The 16,941-nt window shown below is 70.0% G+C and carries 18 protein-coding genes; 12 read left to right on the forward strand and 6 right to left on the reverse strand.

The features are described 5' to 3' along the window. Positions 1–122: 122 nt before the first annotated feature. From AB0J40_RS13435 to AB0J40_RS13460, 6 genes are all read left to right on the forward strand, one after another. On the forward strand, positions 123–1,352 hold the full coding sequence (locus tag AB0J40_RS13435) for an ROK family transcriptional regulator (protein ID WP_364451825.1): 1,230 nt from the start codon (positions 123–125) through the stop codon (positions 1,350–1,352). A 520-nt stretch (positions 1,353–1,872) separates the two neighbouring features. Next, a complete protein-coding gene (locus AB0J40_RS13440; protein ID WP_364451827.1) occupies positions 1,873–3,093 on the forward strand; it encodes a family 16 glycosylhydrolase in 1,221 nt (406 codons plus the stop codon). Positions 3,094–3,194: 101 nt separating this feature from the next. Continuing rightward, positions 3,195–4,238, forward strand: coding sequence for a ricin-type beta-trefoil lectin domain protein (locus AB0J40_RS13445; protein ID WP_364451829.1), 1,044 nt, complete (start codon positions 3,195–3,197; stop codon positions 4,236–4,238). Then, entirely contained in the window at positions 4,235–6,088 is a 1,854-nt protein-coding gene (locus tag AB0J40_RS13450; RefSeq protein WP_364451832.1) for a ricin-type beta-trefoil lectin domain protein, read from the forward strand. The genes AB0J40_RS13445 and AB0J40_RS13450 overlap by 4 nt, the downstream gene beginning before the upstream one ends. Next, the gene (locus AB0J40_RS13455) at positions 6,085–7,446 is read left to right on the forward strand and encodes a ricin-type beta-trefoil lectin domain protein (protein WP_364451835.1); all 1,362 of its coding nucleotides are present in this window, start codon (positions 6,085–6,087) and stop codon (positions 7,444–7,446) included. The genes AB0J40_RS13450 and AB0J40_RS13455 overlap by 4 nt, the downstream gene beginning before the upstream one ends. A gap of 226 nt (positions 7,447–7,672) precedes the next feature. Further along, complete coding sequence (locus AB0J40_RS13460) at positions 7,673–8,332, forward strand: DNA alkylation repair protein (RefSeq protein WP_364451837.1); 660 nt, start codon at positions 7,673–7,675, stop codon at positions 8,330–8,332. Here the strand turns inward: AB0J40_RS13460 and AB0J40_RS13465 are convergent, their stop codons facing one another. Beyond that, a complete protein-coding gene (locus AB0J40_RS13465) occupies positions 8,333–9,055 on the reverse strand; it encodes a GntR family transcriptional regulator (RefSeq protein WP_364452556.1) in 723 nt (240 codons plus the stop codon). A 116-nt stretch (positions 9,056–9,171) separates the two neighbouring features. Between AB0J40_RS13465 and AB0J40_RS13470 the strand changes: the two genes are divergently transcribed. The 5 genes from AB0J40_RS13470 to AB0J40_RS13490 are packed head-to-tail and all read left to right on the forward strand — an operon-like array spanning position 9,172 to position 13,410. Further along, a complete protein-coding gene (locus AB0J40_RS13470; RefSeq protein ID WP_364451840.1) occupies positions 9,172–10,416 on the forward strand; it encodes an MFS transporter in 1,245 nt (414 codons plus the stop codon). 10 nt (positions 10,417–10,426) lie between these two features. Next, positions 10,427–11,221, forward strand: coding sequence for a putative hydro-lyase (locus AB0J40_RS13475; RefSeq protein ID WP_364451843.1), 795 nt, complete (start codon positions 10,427–10,429; stop codon positions 11,219–11,221). 1 nt (position 11,222) lies between these two features. Then, positions 11,223–11,975, forward strand: a complete 753-nt coding sequence (locus tag AB0J40_RS13480; RefSeq protein WP_364451846.1) for a 5-oxoprolinase subunit PxpA — start codon at positions 11,223–11,225, stop codon at positions 11,973–11,975. Further along, complete coding sequence (locus tag AB0J40_RS13485) at positions 11,972–12,583, forward strand: allophanate hydrolase subunit 1 (protein ID WP_364451849.1); 612 nt, start codon at positions 11,972–11,974, stop codon at positions 12,581–12,583. The genes AB0J40_RS13480 and AB0J40_RS13485 overlap by 4 nt, the downstream gene beginning before the upstream one ends. After that, a complete protein-coding gene (locus tag AB0J40_RS13490; protein ID WP_364451851.1) occupies positions 12,580–13,410 on the forward strand; it encodes a biotin-dependent carboxyltransferase family protein in 831 nt (276 codons plus the stop codon). The genes AB0J40_RS13485 and AB0J40_RS13490 overlap by 4 nt, the downstream gene beginning before the upstream one ends. On the opposite strand, the gene AB0J40_RS13495 is transcribed toward AB0J40_RS13490, so the two are convergent. Both AB0J40_RS13495 and AB0J40_RS13500 read right to left on the reverse strand, forming a co-directional pair. Then, complete coding sequence (locus AB0J40_RS13495; RefSeq protein WP_364451852.1) at positions 13,397–13,561, reverse strand: hypothetical protein; 165 nt, start codon at positions 13,559–13,561, stop codon at positions 13,397–13,399. The two genes, AB0J40_RS13490 and AB0J40_RS13495, sit on opposite strands and share 14 nt — an antisense overlap. Beyond that, positions 13,554–13,910, reverse strand: a complete 357-nt coding sequence (locus AB0J40_RS13500) for a hypothetical protein (protein WP_364451854.1) — start codon at positions 13,908–13,910, stop codon at positions 13,554–13,556. Before AB0J40_RS13500 ends, AB0J40_RS13495 begins: the two co-directional genes overlap by 8 nt. Positions 13,911–13,988: 78 nt before the next feature. Here AB0J40_RS13500 and AB0J40_RS13505 point away from each other — a divergent pair, with 78 nt between their 5' ends. Continuing rightward, on the forward strand, positions 13,989–14,567 hold the full coding sequence (locus AB0J40_RS13505) for a helix-turn-helix domain-containing protein (protein WP_364451855.1): 579 nt from the start codon (positions 13,989–13,991) through the stop codon (positions 14,565–14,567). Here AB0J40_RS13505 and AB0J40_RS13510 read toward each other — a convergent pair. The 3 genes from AB0J40_RS13510 to AB0J40_RS13520 form a co-directional block, all read right to left on the reverse strand. Next, positions 14,564–15,187, reverse strand: a complete 624-nt coding sequence (locus AB0J40_RS13510) for an alpha-ketoglutarate-dependent dioxygenase AlkB (protein WP_364451856.1) — start codon at positions 15,185–15,187, stop codon at positions 14,564–14,566. The two genes, AB0J40_RS13505 and AB0J40_RS13510, sit on opposite strands and share 4 nt — an antisense overlap. Positions 15,188–15,435: 248 nt before the next feature. Next, positions 15,436–16,494: an alcohol dehydrogenase catalytic domain-containing protein gene (locus AB0J40_RS13515; RefSeq protein ID WP_364451858.1), complete on the reverse strand. Its 1,059-nt coding sequence runs from the start codon at positions 16,492–16,494 to the stop codon at positions 15,436–15,438. 49 nt (positions 16,495–16,543) lie between these two features. Further along, complete coding sequence (locus tag AB0J40_RS13520) at positions 16,544–16,888, reverse strand: transcriptional regulator (protein WP_364451859.1); 345 nt, start codon at positions 16,886–16,888, stop codon at positions 16,544–16,546. Between the last annotated feature and the right edge of the window lie 53 nt (positions 16,889–16,941).

The raw sequence follows: 16,941 nt of genomic DNA on the forward strand, positions 1-16,941 counted from the left end.
CTGCCAGACGTTGCCCATGTCACTATGGGTTCGGGACTTAGTTCACTACTTAATACATAGCCACAACTTACGGTGATCAGGCATCCTGGTCGAAGCCGGTAAGAGTTTCAGATGGGTTGCCCATGGCGAGCAAGCGCACCACCGTCCGTGATCTGCGGCGGCACAACCGTTCCCTGCTGCTGTCGAAACTGTACTTCGACGGCCCGCTGTCGCGACACGAACTGAGCCAGCTCACCGGATTGAGTGCGGCGACGGTCAGCAACGTGACGGCCGAACTGGGCGAGGAGCGGCTCATCACGGAGGCGGGCCAGGTCGAGTCCGACGGGGGAAGGCCCCGGGTGCTGCTGCGCGTCGACCCGGCGTACGGGCACGTCGCGGGCGTGGACATCGGCGAAACGGGCGTCAAGGTGGAGCTGTTCGACCTGGCGATGAACCGCCTGGCCACGGTCGACCACCCGCTCCCGAAGGCCCCGGACCCGGCGACGGCGGTCGAGCAGGTGACGTCCGGGCTGCGCGAGGTGTTCGCCGGCTTCGAGAACGCGAGCGTGCTCGGAGTGGGCATCGGCGTACCGGGCACGGTCGAGCAGGGCGAGCAGGTGCTGGTCCACGCACCGACGGTCGGCTGGGACGCGGTACCGCTGGTGTCGCTGCTGCAGGAGGCCGGGGTGTCGCTCCCGCTGTTCGTGGACAACGGAGCGAAGACGCAGGGCCAGGCGGAGATGTGGTTCGGCGCGGGCCGAGGAGCGCGCCACGCGGTGATAGCGCTGATCGGCTCGGGCGTGGGCGCGGCGGTGGTGACGGACGGAACGACGTACCGTGGGTCGACGAGCAGCGCGGGCGAGTGGGGCCACACGACGATCGCGTACGGCGGTCAGCAGTGCCGCTGCGGAGCACTGGGGTGCCTGGAGGCGTACATCGGTGCGGGCGGGGTGCTGGCGAGGTACCGGAAGGTCCGGGGCAAGGAGGTCCCGGGCGAGGACGAGCAGGCCCAGTTCGCAGCATTGCTGGAGGCGTCGTCGAAGTCGAAGACGGCGGCCCGGGTCCTCGACGAGACGGCGGGCTACCTGGGCGCGGGCATCGCGAACCTGATCAACTTGTTCAACCCGGAGAGAATAGTGATCGGCGGCTGGGCAGGCCTGGCACTGGGCGAGCAGCTACTGCCCCGAATCCGTTCGGCGGCCGGCGAACACGCACTAAGGCACCCGTTCAGCCAGACATCGATCCAGCTGGGATCCCTGGGTCTGGACGCGGTGGCAACGGGAGCGGCAACACTGCCAGTGGCGGACCTGCTGGAGCAGGGAGCGACGTCGAAGCTGGCAAAGCCGGGGGCACCAAACTCCGACGCGGCTTGAGCGAACACCAAACACCAAACGCAAGGGGACCTCGAGAACAGGCACGGACGAGGACCCAGACTCCCCCGCACCCCGATCCGAAGCCAGAACACGGCCGGCAGCACCGGGTCAAGGCACGCTTTCCCGCCTTGACGCGGTGTTGCCGGCCGTAGTCACAATGACAGCTTCGGGGTGCCGGAAGAGAGCGACGGAAGAGGGCAACACAACCATGCCCCACTGACCGGGAACCCACCCGACCAGCACCGCAACCAACGACCCCGTCACCCACTCCCCCTTAATTCGGGTTGAAAAAAAATGACCGCCCGACGGTTGCCCGCCTTGTCTGGACCATGCATACTTTGTTGCCAGGCACAACAAAGCGCCCGCCGACGCCCGCCAAGTCCGACCCCGCCCAGGACCGCGAGCACCGGCTGACCGGTCGCGCCTGCCGCCGCCCCGGCATGCGAGGCCACCTCCCCTCCCCGCGTTCCGTGCTGCGCGCGGAACGCCGTTCCCCCCAACGGTGAGAGAGGCGACAACGATGTCCACCTCGTTCCGGAAAGCCCGAAAGAGAACAGCCGCGCTCTTCGCCGCGGCCTCCCTGCTGCTCCTCGGCCAGCAGGTCCTGACCCCGGTGGCGGCCGAAGCCGCGGCCACCTTCACCGACGACTTCAACGGCCCCGCCGGGTCCGCCGTCGACGGGTCGAAGTGGCAGCTCGAAACCGGCGACAACGTCAACAACCACGAGCGGCAGTACTACACCTCCGGTACCAACAACGCCCAGCTCGACGGCCAGGGCCACCTCGTCATCACCGCCAAGAAGGAAAACCCCGGCAACTACAACTGCTGGTACGGCCGCTGCGAGTACACCTCCGCGCGGATGAACACCGCCGGCAAGTTCAGCCAGGCCTACGGCCACTTCGAGACGCGCATGAAGCTCCCGCGCGGGCAGGGCATGTGGCCCGCGTTCTGGATGCTCGGCGGCGGCAACTGGCCGACCGACGGCGAGATCGACGTCATGGAGAACGTCGGGTTCGAGCCGAACACCGTGCACGGCACCATCCACGGCCCCGGCTACTCCGGCTCGGGCGGCATCGGCGCGGCCTACACCGGCCCGAACTTCTCCGACGACTTCCACACCTACGCCGTCGACTGGGCGCCCAACCAGATCAAGTGGTACGTCGACGGCAACCTCTACCAGACCCGCACGCCGGCGGACCTGAACGGCAACCGCTGGGTCTACGACCACAACTTCTTCATCATCCTCAACCTCGCCGTCGGCGGGTACTGGCCCGGCGACCCCAACAGCAGCACGCAGTTCCCGCAGCAGCTGGTGGTCGACTACGTGCACGTCACCAACACCTCGAGCGGGGGCAGTGGCCGGACCGGCACCATCACCGGCATCGGCGGGAAGTGCGTCGACGTCGCCGGCGCGAACACCGCCAACGGCACGCCGATCCAGATCACCGACTGCAACGGCAACGCCGCGCAGAACTGGACCATCGGCACCGACGGCACGATCCGCGCCCTCGGCAAGTGCATGGACGTCAGCGCGGCGGGCACGGCCGACGGGACACCCGTGCAGCTCTACGACTGCAACGGAACCGGTGCCCAGCAATGGGTCGTGACCGGCGCCAAGGACATCGTGAACCCCAACGCGAACAAGTGCCTCGACGCCACCGGCAACAGCTCGGCCAACGGCACCCGGCTGCAGATCTGGACCTGCGGCGGCACGGCCAACCAGAAGTGGACCACTCCCTGATCCGTCCCCTCGGGTAGGCGGACCCCGCCCGGTCCGCCTACCCGGCGCTCTTTCCTTTCCCCACGAGGAGAATCCCAGTGCGACGATTTCTCGTCGCGCTAATGGGGTGTGCCCTGTTAGCGCTTTCCGCCCTCACGACCGGCTCCGCCCAAGCCGCCGTCGAAGCAGGTCCGTCCGCGAGCCAGCTGCTCGCGAAGACGCAAACCTGCCAGCAGATCTCGAACGGCAAATATTCATTCGACGAAGGCGGCGCGGCGACCGTGCCCGTCTGCCAGGCCGACGGCGCGGTGTTCTTCACCGCCGACATGGACATCGACTGCGACGGTGTCCGGACTACCCAGTGCAACGAGCAGACCGACTGCTGCTTCTACCCCGACACCGCGTTCCACACCTCGACCGACCAGCCGCTCAACGCGGCCCAGCTGCCCTACATCGTGCTGCCGCAGCCGACGTCCACCTGGGACTACCGCAACTACGGCATCGACGGCGGATCGGTCGTGGCGGTGATCTACAACAACAAGGTCACCTACGCGGTCGTCGGCGACACCGGCCCGACGAGCATCATCGGTGAGGCGTCCTACGCGACCGCCGTCAACCTCGGCATCAACCCGGACCCGTCCAACGGCGGCACCGAGGGCCCGGTGACCTACATCGTCTTCCCGAACACGCACGTCAACCCGATCGAGAACCACGCCAACGCCACGAGCCTCGGCGAGCAGGTCGCGACCCAGTTCGCCGGCGGCACGACGACTCCGCCCACGCAGAACGCCGGGCAGATCACCGGCATCGGCGGCAAGTGCGTCGACGTCGCGGGCGCGAACAACGCCAACGGCACCGCCGTCCAGCTCTACGACTGCAACGGCACCACCGCTCAACAGTGGACGGTCAATGCGGACGGTTCGGTCCGCGCCCTCGGCAAGTGCCTCGACGTCACCAGTGCCGGTACGGCCAACGGCACGCCGATCCAGCTGTGGGACTGCAACGGCTCCGCCGCGCAGAAGTGGTCGGCCAACGGATCGCAGAACCTCGTGAACGCCGGTTCGGGCAAGTGCCTCGACGCCACCGGCAACTCCAGCGCCAACGGGACCCGGCTCCAGATCTGGACCTGCGGCACCGGGGCGAACCAGAAGTGGACGCTGCCATGAAGAAACTGCTCACCCTGCTCGGCGTGACCGCGCTGGCCGCGGCCACCTTCGCCGCGCCCGCGCAGGCCGCGGGCGAGACCGTGAACGTCTGGCTCACCACCACCAGCGACGCCGGCGGCCGGACGGTCACCCGCGGCCTGCAGCAGCAGACGCCGGTCACGTTCGCCTCGGGCACCGGCTCCGGCGGCGTGACCATCAACGTCAACGAAGGCACCACCTACCAGCAGTTCGAAGGCGGCGGAGCGTCCTTCACGGACACCGCGGCCTGGCTGATGAACTCGAGCGGCGCGCTGTCCCAGGCCACCCGAGACGACACCATGCGCAAGCTGTTCGACCCGAACGCCGGCATCGGGCTGAGCTTCATCCGCAACCCCCTCGGCGCGTCCGACCTGGCCCGCTACAGCTACACCTTCGACGACATGCCCGCCGGGCAGACCGACCCGAACCTGACGCACTTCTCGATCGCGCACGACCAGGCCGACGTGCTGCCGCTGACCAAGCAGGCCAAGCAGCTCAACCCGCAGGCCAAGGTCATGGCGTCGCCGTGGAGCGCGCCGCCGTGGATGAAGGACAACGACAGCTACCTGCTCGGCTGGGTCGAGTCGCAGTACTACCCGGCCTACGCGCAGTACTTCGTCAAGTACCTCCAGGCGTACCAGGCCGCGGGTGTGCCGATCGACTACGTCTCGATGCAGAACGAGCCGACGTGCTGCGCGAGCTACCCGTCGACCAACTGGAACGGCGCCGGGCTCGCGTACTTCGCGAAGAACAACCTGCTGCCCGCGTTGCAGGGCGCTGGGCTGTCCACAAAGGTCCTCGCACTCGACTGGAACTGGGACACCTACGCCTCCTACGGCGCACCGACGCTGGACGACTCCGCGATCCGCAACCACCCGAACTTCGGCGGGATCGCCTGGCACGGGTACGGCGGCGACATCGCGCAGCAGACGACCACGCACAACCAGTACCCGAACGTCAACGCCTACTCGACCGAGCACTCCGGGGGCACCTGGATCTCGAACCAGCAGGCCGAGGACATGAACAACATCGTCGACTACACGCGCAACTGGTCGAAGAGCGTGACCAAGTGGAGCCTCGCCGTCGACCAGAACATGGGCCCGCACAACGGCGGCTGCGGCACCTGCACCGGCCTGATCACCGTCCACAACGGAGACTCGCGCAGCGGGCAGGTCGACTACACCGTCGAGTACTACACGATGGGCCACCTGACGAAGTTCGTGAAGCCCGGCGCGTACCGGATCGACTCGAACGACAACTCGACCGTCCGCAACGTCGCCTGGAAGAACCCGGACGGCTCGAAGGCGCTGATCGCGTACAACTCGAGCACCGGCAACCAGAGCGTGCGGGTGAACTGGGGCAACTCGTCGTTCACCTACACGCTGCCCGGCCACACGTCGGCGACGTTCACCTGGACCGGAACCCAGGGCAACGGCGGCACCACCGGCAAGACCGGCCCGATCACCGGCCTGGGCGGCAAGTGCATCGACGTCGCCGGCGCCAACAGCGCCAACGGCACCGCGGTCCAGCTCTACGACTGCAACGGCTCGAACGCCCAGCAGTGGACCGTCGGCACCGACGGCACGATCCGTGCGCTCGGCAAGTGCATCGACGTGACCGGGCAGTCCACAGCGGACGGTGCACAGCTGCAGCTGTGGGACTGCGGCGGCACGGCCAACCAGCGGTGGGCGGCCACCGCGGCCAGGGACCTCGTCGGCGCCGGCTCGAACAAGTGCGTCGACGCGACCGGCAACTCCAGCGCCAACGGCACCCGGCTGCAGATCTGGACCTGCACCGGTGCCGCCAACCAGAAGTGGAATGTACCCGCATGAAGAAGCTAGCAGCATTCGGTGCTCTCGTAGCGGCAGCATCGGCGCTGGTGCTCGCCCCGGGCGTCGCGCAGGCGGCGACCGGCCCGATCACCGGCATCGGCGGCAAGTGCGTCGACGTCGCCTCGGCGAGCACCGCCAACGGCACGGCGATCCAGCTCTACGACTGCAACGGCACGAACGCTCAACAGTGGACAGTCGGCAGCGACGGTTCCCTGCAGGCCCTGGGCAAGTGCCTGGACGTCACGAGCGCCGGCACCGCGAACGGCACGACCATCCAACTGTGGGACTGCAACGGTTCCGCCGCCCAGAAGTGGACGGCCAACGCGGCGAAGAACCTGGTCAACAGCGGTTCGGGCAAGTGCCTCGACGCCACCGGCAACTCCAGCGCCAACGGCACCCGCCTGCAGATCTGGACGTGCGCGAGCACGGCCAACCAGCAGTGGACGCTCCCGTCCGGCGGCACCACCCCGCCGCCCGGACCGGGCGTGATGGCCGTCGCGCCGTACCTCTACAACGGCTGGGGCAACCCGCCGAGCCCGCAGACGATCCAGAACGCCACCGGCGTCAAGTGGTTCACGCTGGCGTTCATCCTGTCCAACGGCTACTGCAACCCGCAGTGGGACGGCGGCCGGGCGCTCACCGGCGGCGTCGACCAGAACACGATCAATGCGGTGCGCGCGGGCGGCGGCGACGTCATCCCGTCGTTCGGCGGTTACTCCGGCAACAAGCTGGAGTCGTCGTGCGGCAGCGCGGGCGAGCTGGCGGCGGGCTACCAGAAGGTGATCAACGCCTACGGCCTCAAGGCGATCGACATCGACATCGAAGCCGACGCCTACAGCAACCCGACCGTGCAGCAGCGCACGGTCGACGCGCTGAAGACGGTGCGGGCGAACAACCCGGGCATCAAGCTGTACGTCACGTTCGGCACCGGACAGTCCGGTCCGGACAGCAGCCTGGTGAACCGCGCGGCGCAGTCCGGGCTGACGGTCGACGGCTGGGTCATCATGCCGTTCGACTTCGGCGGCGCCGGCCAGAACATGGGCACGCTGACCCAGCGCGCGGCCGAGGGCCTCAAGAACGTGGTCAAGTCGGCGTACGGCTACGACGACGACACGGCCTACCGGCACATGGGCATCTCGTCGATGAACGGCATCACGGACAACAACGAGACGGTCACGCTGAACGACTTCACGACCATCCTGGCCTACGCGAACTCCCACCACCTGGCCCGGTTGACGTTCTGGTCGGCCAACCGCGACCGCCCGTGCCCGGGTGCCTACCCGAACGACGACACGTGTTCGGGCGTCTCCCAGCAGGCCTGGGACTTCACGAGGATCTTCGCGCGCTACGCCGGCTGACGGCGAGCAGCGACAGGCCCGGCCGGGGTTCCGGCCGGGCCTGTCGCGCGTTCGAAGGGCTGCCGGGCCGTGGCACTGGGGAGGCCCCGGCCCGGCAGCGGTGGGCTCCGCCTGCCGCTGGGGGTCTCCGGCGGCGAAACCGCTTTCGCAGGCTAGCGAGCCGGGAGGCGATTGGGGACCGTCAAAATGCCGAGGTGCCCGAACGGGCAGCCGTAGACTGGCCGCCGTGCCCGAACCGACAGTCGACGACGTGCTGGCCGAGCTGGCCGCCCTCGAGGACCCCAAGGCCCGCGCGGTCAACGAGAAGCACGGCGACGACCACGGCGTCAACCTCACCAAGCTGCGCGCGGTCGCCAAGCGGCTGAAGACGCGGCAGGACCTCGCGCGCGAACTCTGGGCCACCGGCGACACGGCGGCGAAGCTCCTGGCCACCCTGGTCTGCCGCCCCAAGGCCTTCGACCGCGACGAGCTGGACGCCATGCTCCGCACCGCGCGCACGCCGAAGGTGCACGACTGGCTCGTGAATTACGTGGTGAAGAAGAGCCCGCACGCCGAAGATCTCCGCCGGACGTGGTTCGCCGATCCGGATCCCGTGGTCGCGAGCGCCGGCTGGGCGCTGACCACCGGCCGCGTGGCGAACCACCCCGAAGATCTCGACGACCTCCTCGACGTCATCGAGAAGGACATGAAGGACGCCCCGGACCGGCTGCAGTGGGCGATGAACCACTGCCTGGCCCAGATCGGGATCGAGCACGAGAGCCATCGCGCGCGGGCCATCGAAATCGGCGAGCGCCTGCAGGTCCTCAAGGACTACCCGACGCCGCCGAACTGCACGTCGCCGTTCGCGCCGGTCTGGATCACCGAGATGGTGCGCCGCCGGGGGTAGCTAGTCCGCCGCGACCGCCGCCCGGGCCGCTTCGGCGCGGTCCGCGTACGCGCCGACCAGCTGTTCCTCGGCGTCTTCGAGGTACTTCATCAGCAGCTGCTCCGCGCCCGGCCCGTCGCCGGCCTCGATGCGGTCCAGGATCTCGTGGTTGCGCGGCAGGTAGCGCTCGTGGAAGCGCCGCGGCTCGGCCATGATGTGGAAGACCAGCCGCAGCTCGGCGGTCAGCCTGCCGACCAGCTCGTTGACGCGCTCGCTGCCGGACAGCGCGGCCAGCTCCTGGTGGAACCACACGTTCGCGGTGCCGAGGTCCTTCCAGTTCCCGGTGCGCGCGGCCTCGTCGCCGATGTCGACCTTTTCCTTGATCCGCTGGAAGGTCGCCGGCTTCGCCGTCACCCCTCGGACCGCGGCGCACTCGATGATCTTGCGGACGCGGTAGATGTCGACGACGTCCTCGACGCTCGGGATGCGGACGAAGACCCCGCGGTTGAGCTCGTGCGCCACCAGCCGCTCGTGGGTGAGCAGCCGGAACGCCTCGCGCAGCGTGTTGCGGGAGACGCCGAGCGCGTTGCCGATGTCCTGCTCCGAGAGCCGGCCGCCGGGCAGGAAGTAGCCCTCCGCGATGCGCTTGCGCAGAACGCCGGCGACCCGCTCGGCCGTGCTCTTGCGGCTGACCAGGCCCCGGTCGGCCGCCAGGCCCGGGAGCCCGCTGTCTTCGGTGACCACGTCGACGATGGTACCCGTCACACTGAGGACGATGTAATTGCCGTCTTGTGGAATTGTTCAACAATCTCTACCGTGTGAGTCACGCCACGATGAGAGACACTGGCCAGGAGGTGCCCATGACTGCGACTACAGCTACCGAGGCCCGGCCGTTCGACTGGTTCCGCACGCTCGGCAAACGCGGGCGCCGCGCCTTCGTGGGCGCCTTCGGCGGATACGGGCTGGACTCGTTCGACTACCAGACCCTGCCGCTCGGCCTGGCCGCGATCACCGCGTACTTCGGGATCTCCAGCGGCGAAGCCGGCCTGCTCGGCACGACGACACTGGTCGTGTCGGCCGTCGGCGGCGTCGGGGCCGGCATGCTGGCCGACCGGATCGGCCGCGTCCGCACGCTGCAGATCACCATCGCGATGTACACGATCTTCACCGTGCTCTGCGGCTTCGCGCCCAACTTCGAGACGCTGCTGGTCTTCCGCGCCCTGCAGGGCCTGGGCTTCGGCGGCGAGTGGGCGGCGGGCGCCGCGCTGGTCGCCGAGTACTCGCAGGCGAAGTACCGCGGCCGGACCGTGGCGTTCGTGCAGAGCGCGTGGGCGGTCGGCTGGGGCCTGTCGGTGATCGTCTACACCGTCGTGTTCAGCGTCGCGAGCGACGACGTCGCCTGGCGGATCATGTTCTGGACCGGCGTCATCCCCGCGCTGCTCGTGCTGTGGGTGCGCAAGAGCGTCAAGGACGCGCCGCGCGCCGAGGAGCGGCTGAAGACCGAACGCCCGAAGGGCACGCTCGCCCAGATCTTCAAGGCCGACCTGCTGCGCACGACGTTCTTCGCCGCGCTGCTGGCCACCGGCGTCCAGGGCGGGTACTACACGATCTCGACGTGGCTGCCGTCCTACCTGAAGAAGACGCGCGAGCTGACCGTGATCGGCACCGGCGGCTACCTCGCGTTCCTCATCACCGGCGCGTTCGTCGGGTACGTCTGCGGCGGTTACCTGACCGACCTGCTGGGGCGCAAGAAGACCTTCCTGACGTTCGCGCTGCTCTCGGCCGCGCTGATCGTCGCGTACACGCAGATCCCCAAGGGCGCCAACGGGCTCGTGCTCGTCCTCGGGTTCCCGCTCGGCTTCTCGATGTCGGCCATCTTCAGCGGCTTCGGCGCGTTCCTGGCGGAGCTGTACCCGACCGCGCTGCGCGGGACGGGACAGGGCTTCACGTACAACTTCGGCCGCGCGGTCGGCGCGATCTTCCCGACCATCGTGGGCTTCCTCGGCGCGGGCGGCGCGATCGTCTTCGGCGCGCTGGGCTACGGCATCGCCGTGCTGGCGCTGCTCGGCCTGCCGGAAACCCGGGGCATCGAACTCGTCGACTGAGGGGCTTGTCGTGACGACCTTTGACGAACCCGCGACGTTCACTCCCGCTCAGGCGCGAGAAGCGTTCCGTCGCGGCACCGCCCACCCCACCACCGGCTGGGCCGACGGCTTCACCCAGACCAACCTGATCGCCGTGCCGGAAGACTGGGCCTACGACGTCCTGCTGTTCTGCACCCGCAACCCGCAGCCGTGCCCGGTCCTCGACGTCACCGACCCCGGCGACCCCGCCACGCGGCTCGCCGAGGGCGCGGACCTGCGCACCGACCTGCCGCGGTACCGGATCTGGCAGAACGGCGTGCTGGCCGGCGAGGTGTCCGACGCGACCGGCCTCTGGCGCAGCGACATGGTCGCCTTCTCGATCGGCTGCAGCTTCACGTTCGAGACGGCGCTGGCCGCCGAAGGCGTCCCGTTGCGGCACGTCGACCAGGGCCGCAACGTCGCGATGTACGTGACGAACCGGCCGTGCGAGCCCGCCGGGCGGCTGTTCGGCCCGATGGTCGTCTCGATGCGGCAGATCCCGGAGGACCGCGTCGACGACGCCGTCCGGATCACCCGCGCGATGCCGGCCGTGCACGGCGCGCCGGTGCACATCGGCGACCCGCGCGCGCTGGGGATCGAGGACCTGTCCCGGCCGGACTTCGGCGATCCGGTGGACGCGGAACCGGGGGACGTCCCGGTGTTCTGGGCCTGCGGGGTCACGCCGCAGGCGGCGCTGATGGCCTCCCGGCCACCCTTTGCGATCACGCACGCGCCGGGGTACATGTTCATCACGGACCGGCTCGACAGCGAATACCGGGTGGGCTGAAATGGATCTGAACAGCGATCTCGGCGAGGGCTTCGGCGCCTGGCGGATGGGCGACGACGAAGCCATGCTCGACATCGTGACCAGCGCGAACATCGCGTGCGGCTTCCACGCCGGCGACCCGTCGGTGATGCGGCGGGTCTGCGACCTGGCGGCCGAGCGCGGTGTCGCGATCGGGGCGCACGTCGGCTACCACGACCTGGCCGGCTTCGGCAGGCGGGCGCTCGACATCGCGCCGGACGACCTGGCGAACGAGGTGCTCTACCAGATCGGCGCGCTGGACGCGTTCGCCCGCGCGGCCGGCAGCCGCGTGACGTACGTGAAGCCGCACGGCGCGCTGTACAACACCGCGGCGGCCGACGTCGAGCAGGCGGCGGCGATCGTCGACGGCCTGCGCCGGTACGACCCCGCGCTCGCCCTGCTCTGCCTGCCGAACTCGGAAATGCAGCGGCAGGCGGAAAAAGCGGGCGTGGTGGCGTACGCCGAGGCGTTCGCCGACCGCGCGTACACCGCGGAAGGCAGGCTCGTTTCGCGCAAGCAGCCCGGCGCGGTCCTGCACGACGTTTCGGCGGTGGCCGAGCGCGCGGTGGCGATGGCCACCGGCGGCGGCGTCGTGACGGCGGACGGCGGGCAGCTGGACCTGCTCCCGGACTCCCTGTGCGTGCACGGGGACACGCCGGGCGCGGTCGACCTCGCCCGGCGGATCCGCGAGGGCCTGACCGCCGCGGACGTCCCGCTGACCGCGTTCACCGGATGACCGTCCGGCTGCTGCCGTGCGGGCGGAGCGCGGTGCTGGTGGAACTGGACGACGTGCTGGGCTTCCAGGCGGCGCTGACCCGGTTGCCGGTGGACGGCGTCGAGGAGCTGGTCCCGGCGGCCCGGACGCTGCTGGTCCGCTTCGACCCCGCGGTGACGGACGCGGACCGGCTCGGCGCGGTGCTGCGCGAAGTGTCCCCTGTGGACGGTGCGGTGGCCGCGTCGGCCGAAGTGGTCGTCCCGGTGGTGTACGACGGCGAGGACCTGGCCGACGTCGCGGCCGAGGCTGCCTTGTCCGTCGCCGAGCTGGTTTCCCGGCACAGCAAAGGTTCTTACGTTTCGGCGTTCTGCGGGTTCGCACCGGGGTTCGCGTACCTGTCCGGTTTGGACCCGGCGCTGCACGTGTCACGCCGGTCGACGCCCCGGACGCGCATCCCGGCGGGCTCGGTGGCGATCGCGGGCGAGTACAGCGCGATCTACCCGAGCGCGTCGCCCGGCGGCTGGCGGCTGCTCGGCCGGACGGACGTGCCGGTGTGGGACGTCGAGCGCGACCCGCCGAACCTGCTGCCGCCGGGCACGCGCGTGCGCTTCGAGGCGGTGGGACCGTGAAGCTGGAGGTGGTCCGCCCGGGGTTTTCGACGACGGTGCAGGACCTCGGCCGGCCCGGCCACGCGGCGCTCGGCGTCTCGCGGTCCGGCGCGGCCGACCGCGCGTCGTTCGAGCTGGCGAACCGGCTGGTCGGCAACCCGCCGGGAGCGGCGGCGCTGGAAGCGACGCTGGGCGGTCTGGTGCTGCGCGCGTCGGCCGTCACGACGGTGGCGGTGACCGGGGCTGCGTGCCCGGTCTCGCCGGGCGGCATGAACGGCCCGGTCACGCTGTGGCCGGGCGACGAACTGGTGCTGGGCATGGCATCCACGGGCTTGCGCTGCTACGTGGCGGTGCGCGGCGGCATCGACGTGGCGCCGGTGCTCGGTTCGCGATCGACGGACACGCTGGGCAGGCTCGGCCCGCCGCCGCTCACCGCCGGAATGCTGCTGCCGGTGGGAACCCCTGGCGCGTTCCCGGTCGTCGACCTGGCCCCACGCGCGGCTTTGCCTTCGTCACCGGTCCTGCGCGTGACGCCGGGACCGCGCCGCGACTGGTTCGCCGCCCCGGACGAGCTGCTGTCCACTGTGTACACGGTGTCCCCCGACTCGGACCGCGTCGGCATCCGGCTGACGGGACCGCCGCTGGCGCGAGCCCGCGCCGGGGAGCTGCCGTCCGAGGCGTGCGTACCGGGCTCGCTGCAGGTACCGCCGTCGGGCCGCCCGATCCTGTTCCACGCGGACTCCCCGACCACGGGCGGCTACCCGGTGATCGCGGTCGTCGACGAGGCCGATCTGGACGTCGCGGCCCAGCTGCGGCCGGGTCAGACTCTCCGCTTCAAGTGGTCGTGACCAGCAGCCAGGCCACGTTGGTGAGGACGATCGCCAGCCACAGCGGCCAGGTGGGCCGGGGTCGCGTCCAGCGTTCCGCCAGGTAGGCGTCCAGGGCCTCCGCGACCTGGTCGTCGATCTCGTCGCGCAGCCGCGCGTCCAGTTCAGACATGGGACGGCACCGCCGGCCGCGGCATCGCCACCGACAGGCACGCCAGCGCCAGCGGCACCTCCAAACCGGCCATCAGCAGCGAGAACACGACGTCGTCGCCGGCCGTCACGACGTCGAACCACGCGTCGGCCAGCAGCAGCGTCGCCGTGCCGATCGCGGCGAACGGCGTCCGCGCGTCGCCGCGGCCGAGGAGCCAGGCCGTGGCCAGCAGGCCGAGCGCCTCCGCCACGTCGAAGCCCGTCCAGGCCAGCCGCCAGTTCCGCGCCTCCACGACGTCCGGCAGCGTCATCCCCAGTACCGCGATCCACGGCAGCAGGCACAGACCCGCCGCCCAGAACAGTCTCTTCATCAGGACCCCCGATCTCCCGATCCAAGGTAGCCGATTGCAGAGATTCTTTGCAAACAGTCTCTGTAGTAGGCTCCGGTCATGGTCGACCGTCCCGAACGCCGCGTCCTCACCGGCGCGGACCTCAAGGCCTTCTACAAGGCACTCGCCAACCCCGTGCGCCGCGACATCCTGTCCTACCTGGGCAAACACGGCGAAGCGAACTCCACGAGCGTCGCGAAGGCCCTCGGCGAGAGCACCGGGACGACCTCCTACCACCTCCGCCGGCTCGCCGACCTCGAGCTGATCGCGGAGATCGAGGAGCGTTCAACCGGCCGCGAACGCTGGTGGCGGTCGCTGATGAAGGACATCTACACCCCGCCCGGCCTCGAGATGACGCCGGACGAGCGCGAGGCCGCGCGCAAGCTCGGCGCGCTCAAGATGAGCCACGACCTCGGCCTGGTGACGCGCGCGTACGCGGGCTACGACAGCGCGGAGGGCTGGAACCAGATCTACCGCGCCGGCCTGACGCTGACGAAGGAGCAGGTCACGTCGTTCGTCGAGGAGTACCAGAACCTGGTCTGGAAGTACGTCACCGAGCCGGGCCACCACCCGCCGGGCTCGCGCGCCCTCGCCGTCCGGCTCATCGTCGTGCCCGAGGAAGAGTCCACAGAGGACTAGAGACCCGAGACGCGCAGCGTGATGTTGAGTCGTCCGGTCAGGCCGAGCGCCGGGTCCGCCGTGCCCGGGAGCGTCTTCGGCACGCCGTGGTAGGCGAGCCGGGACGGGCCGCCGAACACGAACACGTCACCCGAGCGCAGCTCGACGTCGGTGTACGGCCGGCCGCGGGTTTCGGTGTTGCCGAAACGGAACACGCACGCGTCGCCGAGGCTGAACGAGACCACCGGCGCCAAGCTGCGCTCGTCCTTGTCCTGGTGCAGGCCCATCTTCGCGGTGGCGTCGTAGAAGTTGACCAGCGCGATGTCCGGCTCGTACGCCTGGGCCTCGCCGTACGCGTCGGCCAGCGCGCGGCGGCCGAGGTCGCCGAGCCAGTCCGGGAACGGCAGCACCGGCGCGCCCTCGCCGGTCGTGCGCGAGTAGCCGTACGGGTACCAGTGCCAGCCGAGGCAGACGGACTTCACCGACATCACGCCGCCGTTGGGCAGCCGCGTGTAGCGGTAACCGGTGAAGCCGCGGCACGCCTCGACGAGCTCGCGCTGTTCGTCGAACCCGAGCCAGTCGGGCACGTGGACGGCACCGGGGGCGAGTTCGGCGCGCGGGCGCGGCAGGAGGGCGTCCATCACCTCGATTGTGCCGGAGACTCCCGCCGGACACGTTCGGTGATCGTGGCGGGCACGACGCGGTGACCGCGGAACGTCACACCCGCGGAAGTGAACAGCCGCAGGAGCCGCCCGAACGGACCAACCGGGCGCTCCTGCGGCCGAATCCCCTCGCTATGGGCCACCATGCCTAGACGTTCCCACACCTGAATGTCACAACACCAGCGTGGATCAGCTACGAACCGGTCACTTGACCTGGGCGACGCGGATCAGTCACGAAACGTCACAACGGTGACGCCCGCATGCGCCGGCACGGGGTCGTTCATCGCGGCCAGCGCGGCCGGGACGTCGTCGAGGCCGATCCGCTGCCCGATGAGCGCGGTGAGGTCGATGCCGGCCGTCTCGACGACGCGCAACAGCTCCGGGTACTCGTGCGCCTGGAGGCCGTGGATGCCGACGAGCTCCAGTTCGCCGCCGATGACCCGGTGCATCGGGATCGGCGCGACGCCCTGCGCGGGCGGCATCAGCCCGGCCTGGACGTGCCGGCCGCGCTTGCGGAGGCTGCCCACCGACGCCGCGCAGGTCGACGGCGCGCCGAGGCAGTCCAGCGACACGTGCGTGCCGCCACCGGTCAGCTCGCGGACGTGCGCGGCGACGGCTTCCGGGCCGTCGAACGCCGAGGAGTCGACGGTGAGCGCGGCGCCCGACTTCGCGGCCAGCTGGAGCGCCGACGGCGAGACGTCGACGGCGACGACCTTCGCGCCCGCCGCGACGGCCAGCAGCACCGCGGAGAGGCCGACGCCGCCGCAGCCGTACACCGAAACCCATTGCCCGGCGGTGACCCGGCCCTGCCGCAGCACCGCGCGGAACGCCGTCCCGAACCGGCAGCCGAGCGCGGCGGCTTCGGCGGCGCCGAGCGAGTCCGGCAGCGCGACCAGGTTCGTCTCGGCGTGCTCGATGGCGACGCGCTCGGCGAAGGAACCCCAGTGCGTCGCGCCGGGCTGGAACTCACGGTCGCAGATCTGCTGGTCGCCGCGGGCGCACTGCGGGCAGGCGCCGCAGGCGCAGACGAACGGCACGGTGACGCGCGCGCCGAGCTCCCAGCCGCGCACGCCTTCGCCGAGCGCGACGAGCCGGCCGGCGAGCTCGTGCCCGGCGACGTGCGGCAACGTCACCGCGGTGTCGTGGCCCTGCCACGTGTGCCAGTCGCTGCGGCAGACGCCGGTGGCGTCGACCTCGATCACCGCGCCACCGGGCGGCGCCACCGGCTCCGGCACGTCCCGCACGACCGGCGGGACGCAGAACTCCTCCATGACGACAGCTCGCATGAAGTCGAGCCTACGTGTGCTCAGGTGAGCGAATTTATGTTGGTACCGCTCAGTTGAGCGTCGGCGGCTGCGCGTGGAATCGAGTCCTGCCGCGCGGCGGGCCGAGGAGCCTGCTGAGCGAGCCGTCCGGCACGTTCAGGATGTCTTCGAGATTCCGCAACGCCTCCAATGATTCCGGCCGCTCGGGCCGGCACCGCCCGGACTGCCAGTGGCTGAGGGTGGCCAGGCTGACCGTGGTTCCCCTGCCGCGCAAGCGATAGCGGATCCGGTCGAGGCCGAGGCCGCGAGCCCTGATCGCCGCGCGCAACGCGACGTCGAACGGCCCGGCGGCCAGGAGGTGACCCAGTTCCGCCTGCTCCCCCCGGTCGATGGTGCGAGTTCGCTGACCGGTCATCACAACGCTCCGAAGCACTCCCGAGTACGAAAATTGGAGCGTAGGCCCAGCTT

This window comes from Amycolatopsis sp. NPDC049691, assembly GCF_040675005.1.
GTDB lineage: Bacteria > Actinomycetota > Actinomycetes > Mycobacteriales > Pseudonocardiaceae > Amycolatopsis.

Bases quoted from the DNA above. Each gene is read 5' to 3' on its own strand.
- AB0J40_RS13440 (WP_364451827.1), top strand. From the start codon at position 1,873: ATGTCCACCTCGTTCCGGAAAGCCCGAAAGAGAACAGCCGCGCTCTTC.
- AB0J40_RS13495 (WP_364451852.1), bottom strand. From the start codon at position 13,561: ATGTCTGAACTGGACGCGCGGCTGCGCGACGAGATCGACGACCAGGTC.
- AB0J40_RS13505 (WP_364451855.1), top strand. From the start codon at position 13,989: ATGGTCGACCGTCCCGAACGCCGCGTCCTCACCGGCGCGGACCTCAAG.
- AB0J40_RS13515 (WP_364451858.1), bottom strand. From the start codon at position 16,494: ATGCGAGCTGTCGTCATGGAGGAGTTCTGCGTCCCGCCGGTCGTGCGG.
- AB0J40_RS13435 (WP_364451825.1), top strand. From the start codon at position 123: ATGGCGAGCAAGCGCACCACCGTCCGTGATCTGCGGCGGCACAACCGT.
- AB0J40_RS13480 (WP_364451846.1), top strand. From the start codon at position 11,223: ATGGATCTGAACAGCGATCTCGGCGAGGGCTTCGGCGCCTGGCGGATG.
- AB0J40_RS13445 (WP_364451829.1), top strand. From the start codon at position 3,195: ATGGGGTGTGCCCTGTTAGCGCTTTCCGCCCTCACGACCGGCTCCGCC.
- AB0J40_RS13455 (WP_364451835.1), top strand. From the start codon at position 6,085: ATGAAGAAGCTAGCAGCATTCGGTGCTCTCGTAGCGGCAGCATCGGCG.
- AB0J40_RS13510 (WP_364451856.1), bottom strand. From the start codon at position 15,187: ATGGACGCCCTCCTGCCGCGCCCGCGCGCCGAACTCGCCCCCGGTGCC.
- AB0J40_RS13485 (WP_364451849.1), top strand. From the start codon at position 11,972: ATGACCGTCCGGCTGCTGCCGTGCGGGCGGAGCGCGGTGCTGGTGGAA.
- AB0J40_RS13450 (WP_364451832.1), top strand. From the start codon at position 4,235: ATGAAGAAACTGCTCACCCTGCTCGGCGTGACCGCGCTGGCCGCGGCC.
- AB0J40_RS13520 (WP_364451859.1), bottom strand. From the start codon at position 16,888: ATGACCGGTCAGCGAACTCGCACCATCGACCGGGGGGAGCAGGCGGAA.
- AB0J40_RS13500 (WP_364451854.1), bottom strand. From the start codon at position 13,910: ATGAAGAGACTGTTCTGGGCGGCGGGTCTGTGCCTGCTGCCGTGGATC.
- AB0J40_RS13470 (WP_364451840.1), top strand. From the start codon at position 9,172: ATGACTGCGACTACAGCTACCGAGGCCCGGCCGTTCGACTGGTTCCGC.